The sequence below is a fragment of the Moorena sp. SIO4E2 genome (genome assembly GCF_010671945.1).
In the GTDB taxonomy this organism is placed as follows: domain Bacteria; phylum Cyanobacteriota; class Cyanobacteriia; order Cyanobacteriales; family Coleofasciculaceae; genus Moorena; species Moorena producens.
This window is the reverse complement of record NZ_JAAHIE010000588.1, coordinates 1-4190: the sequence shown is the minus strand read 5'-3', so window position 1 is coordinate 4190 and position 4190 is coordinate 1. Positions and strand designations below refer to the sequence as shown.

Below are 4190 nucleotides of genomic sequence, written 5' to 3'. Positions count from 1 at the left end.
AATATCATCAAAAATGAATGAGCCTTCCTTTAAAAAATCCAGAAACTGAGCAATATTGCTATCAAAAAAGTCTCTGACTGCACAGGCTACCATCTTTAAGGCTAAAGGATTTCCGGCATAACGCTCAATTAGGGTCATCCATTGGGTGTCATCTCCAATAAAATTTCCCTTTTCCTTAAAGATTTCCTGTCCGTGGGTTTCTGGTAAACCTTTGAGTGGGAAGCAGCGAACCGGTAAGGCTTCCCCCTCCAGAAGGGTCAAGTCTTGAGGTGCCTCCCGGGAGGTCATCACTAGGCAGCTGTTGTGGGAGGTTTCCCCAATAGTTCTGAGCAGCTCACCGTATCCAGCATATCCCTCTCGATAGCCACCGGTGCGAGAACCACTTTCCAGAATCGATTCGGTATTATCAAGAACCAGCAGGCAACGCGCCCCCTGTAAATACTGAATCAATCGCAAAATTTTGCCATCCACAGACGACGGTAAATTCGTTTCCTGCTGCACAGACAGAAATTGAATCATGTCTGCCAGGACTTCCTCTAGGGGAGGAGCATTGCGTAGACTGCGCCACATCACAAACTCAAATTTATCCTGTAGCAGATGGGCTAACTTCACAGCCAAGGTGGTTTTGCCAATTCCCCCCATCCCTAGAAGTGCCACCAGGCAGCAGTTGTCCTGTAGAATCCATTCCTGTAGGGTATTCAGTTCCTGCATCCGACCGTAGAAACTCCTCGGTTCTGGAGCTCCACCCCAATCAAGATGTCCAATTCCAGCCAGAGCAGTTGTCGATAGCGCTGTTAGCTCCATCTGATCTATCTCAAACTGGTCTATCTCAAACTGATCCGGCTCAACTACCTTTTCCCAATCAAGACCTACAGCACTACAAATGGCCATGAAGGTGTCAGTACGAATTGACTGTCTCCCCCAAAACCGGTTTAAGGTTGCCCTAGAGGTAAATGCACTGGTATACCAAGCTACCGCTGTTTTGTTCCATCTTTTCTGACGTCTAGCTTGGTCTACTAATTTAAGTCCTGATTCAGATGCTCGCACCGAATTCATCATAAGTCCACTCTCTTGCTTTGCTTAACCCCCAATCCATGGGGTCGATCGCTATGGCACCATCTCTAATCCAGCCATCACTATACCTAACTCTTTAATCTATGGGTGAGCAAAACGCCGCGCAATATAGAAATGTTTTGACTACTCCCACCGCTAAATCGAACGCGCCCCGCGTCGGCTTTGCAGGACGATTATAGCGGGGGATTCTTAAGAGCATAAAACTCTTAATGGCTGAGCCAAACAGCCTCTAAACCCTCCAATAAAATCATCGGGCTTACTTGTATGCTTCCGAATTATGTTCAGTGCTCCGTTGCAGTCGGCGTTAATTAACCAACCCTCACTGGTTCGGTACAATCCACGCTTGACTCTCTTCCCACTGAACGTGTAACTTTTAGGGTTATCAGCATTCCATACAGGCAATTCATCCAAGTCCAAGCTTGATGCTTTACTGGTGTAGGACTCTTCCTGTTCGATCAATTCAATCCCATATCTGAGACAGAGGCTTTCCAGCTTGTCCTTGAACATGTAAATCGGAATCTGGGTAAATTTTTGATTGTTTCGCTTACCCATATTGACCCTTTGCTTTAGGTCAGGGTTGTATCCGATAACAATCTTACTGATTTTGTTCTGTCTGCACCAATTCACAACATATCGAGCGGCCTTATTGGTGAAGTCCCTGACTTTGTGGTTTCGCTTCCTAAGCAATCTAGCCTGTCGATTTGTTAAGGTCTTGATACCTTGCAAGTCCTTAATAGACTGAAGTTTAGCGTTGCGCTTGTTGTAGAAGCGATTATCAGACTTGATTCTTCTGCCGTCAATGATAAATGACTTTTGAGTGGTGCTAACACATGTAGCAAAATTATCAAGCCCCAAATCTATACCCAAAATTTCACTGGTCTGTTCAACTTGCCCCTCAGGTTCACTTTCGTAACAATAGCAAATCTCAAAGTACCTTGCTTTGTATTTAGGGAGGATGCGGATTTCTTTGACTGTTAATGACCTAAGTCTTTCTGGAATAGTAAACTGAACTGCACCGTGCTCTCTCTTGAACTGGCGAGACATAGGGACGGTAAATAACCAGTCCTTTCCGGGTAGCTTCTCCCAGTCACGTTTCCTTACTGGAATGACTAAAAGAAAGTGCCCATCCTTGGGTAGGTAATTGGGAAGTCTAACTTTTTCCTGGTAACCTCCACTAGCTTTTAGTTTGAGTAAACCAAAGAAAGACTTGAACGATCTATCGACAATTTTTAAGGTTTGTTGCGCAATGTCCGTCGGCAGTAATTTGTAGTTTTCATTCTCTTTGGAGTGATGATAATTACTTTCATACCGCAGATGTTTGCGTTCCTGAAAGAAATACTGACGGACATTATATAGCCCCACATTGAACATATTTTTGCTCAAGTGACACATTTGTCTAAGAGCTAAGATCTGCTGCTTGTCTAAACGAAGATTATTAACTTGAGTTAACATTAAAATTCCCCGCTATAACCATAGGTATTATAGCGGAAGTACTTGAGAGTGGCAACTAAACCCGCCTCCAATTCCCAAGGGTCAGAAGTTACCGCACTTGTCTTACTGGCAGTGCCAGACGCTGCGCGAACGACTATAACGGGAGTCCCCTTGGGGCAAAGATGGAATTAGTTAGAGAAGGTTAACTAAGAGGGAATCTGAGGGAAACATGAGAAAAATCTCAGAAACACAGCATAACTGAAACCACTGAGACAAAAACTGAGACAAACCAGTTTGAGCTCTAGGCTAGCAGAGCTGGTTGTAAAACTACAGTTCCCGACTCCCTACTCCCTCGGTGCGCTTGACTCCCGACTCCGAAGTGCCCTTTGCTATGTAAGTTATCCTGTTGAGTTCAACCTGAGCCAAATCTAAGAAATTCCTGAGATTACTCTAAAAAAAACCAGACAACTCACCTGAGTTCCAGTTACTAAGACAAAAACTGAGGCAAAAACTGAGACTTTCGGTTTGTGAGTGTCAGGCAAGATGGAAATATCGAGATTGAGCTAAGTGCGGTGAAACACTAAAAGTTAGTTTTCCAGTAAGCATTCAGCGTGTCGCGTATCAGCTATCAGCGAACAGCGATTAGCGCTATACGCACGGTTATTGAGGAGGAAACTGTTTTGAATAAAAGAGGTAAGCATTCGTTTAATCTCTGTTACGGAAAGCACCTCAAGTAGCGTGGCCATAGGCCAAACAGGTTTATTTTAAGCTGACGGCTGACAGCACCTCAAGTAGCGTGGCCAACGGCCAACGGCTGACAGGTGACGATTTTGGAAAACACCACATCATGTAATCAAGTCAAAAGGAGTCTCTTATGTCTCTTGGGAAAAATTATCGTTTGGCAAGAATTCTCAAAGGATTAGACAACTATTTTATAGTTCCAATTGACCATGGGTTTACACTTGGTCCGGTTAATGGTCTGGCAAAAGTTCATCAATTCATCAGATCGTTACCGGAGAAAACCATTAGTGCAATTGTTGCTCATCAAGGGATAGCTCGGGCAATCCATCCAGGTTTAATTCAGAAAGATATATCGTTAATTTTGCATCTTTCTGGGTCAACTAACCTATCTCCCGATCCATCTTCCAAACATCTAGTCAGTAGTGTTGAACAAGCCATTAAGCTTGGTGCAGATGGAGTTTCAATTCACGTTAATCTTGGGGCAAACGATGAATACCGTATGCTCAAAGATTTCAGCCAAATCTCAGCAGCCTGTCATCAATGGGGTATGCCATTGCTAGCAATGGTTTATGCACGAGGAGAGAAGATTAAAAATGAGTACGATGCAGATGCGATCGCTCACTCAACCAGATTGGCCTGGGAGCTAGGAGCAGATATTGTCAAGGTGAACTACACTGGCGATGTTCAATCGTTTAAACAAGTTGTTAATGCTGTTGACATCCCTGTTATCGTTGCCGGAGGAGCAAAGAGCAATTCAGATAGCTCGATCTTATCGATGATCAAAGATGCCATCAAGGCTGGCGGTAAAGGCGTTGCTGTTGGTAGAAATATATTTCAACACAGTAATCCCTCATTCATTTCTCAAGAAATTGCCAAAGTTATCAGTAATCCCTATCAGTTTACCATCAAGGAGGTAGCGTAATGAAATTATCTTGGTTAGACCT

Annotated in this window: 5 protein-coding genes; 3 read left to right on the top strand and 2 right to left on the bottom strand. The window is 43.9% G+C overall.

The window, feature by feature from the left end:
• Positions 1–1059: NB-ARC domain-containing protein (locus F6K37_RS33600; protein WP_287255055.1), on the bottom strand; the 1059-nt coding region annotated here is incomplete at its 3' end.
• Between the two features lie 204 nt (positions 1060–1263).
• Positions 1264–2526, bottom strand: coding sequence for an RNA-guided endonuclease InsQ/TnpB family protein (locus tag F6K37_RS33595; RefSeq protein ID WP_071104056.1), 1263 nt, complete (start codon positions 2524–2526; stop codon positions 1264–1266).
• 48 nt (positions 2527–2574) lie between these two features.
• On the opposite strand from F6K37_RS33595, the gene F6K37_RS33590 reads away from it, so the two are divergent.
• The 3 genes from F6K37_RS33590 (at position 2575) to F6K37_RS33580 (ending at position 4168) form a co-directional block, all read left to right on the top strand.
• A complete protein-coding gene (locus tag F6K37_RS33590; RefSeq protein WP_267875594.1) occupies positions 2575–2697 on the top strand; it encodes a hypothetical protein in 123 nt (40 codons plus the stop codon).
• Positions 2698–2799: 102 nt separating this feature from the next.
• Positions 2800–2937, top strand: a complete 138-nt coding sequence (locus tag F6K37_RS33585) for a hypothetical protein (protein WP_158026374.1) — start codon at positions 2800–2802, stop codon at positions 2935–2937.
• 442 nt (positions 2938–3379) lie between these two features.
• Complete coding sequence (locus tag F6K37_RS33580) at positions 3380–4168, top strand: 2-amino-3,7-dideoxy-D-threo-hept-6-ulosonate synthase (protein ID WP_071104057.1); 789 nt, start codon at positions 3380–3382, stop codon at positions 4166–4168.
• The last annotated feature ends 22 nt before the right edge of the window (positions 4169–4190 follow it).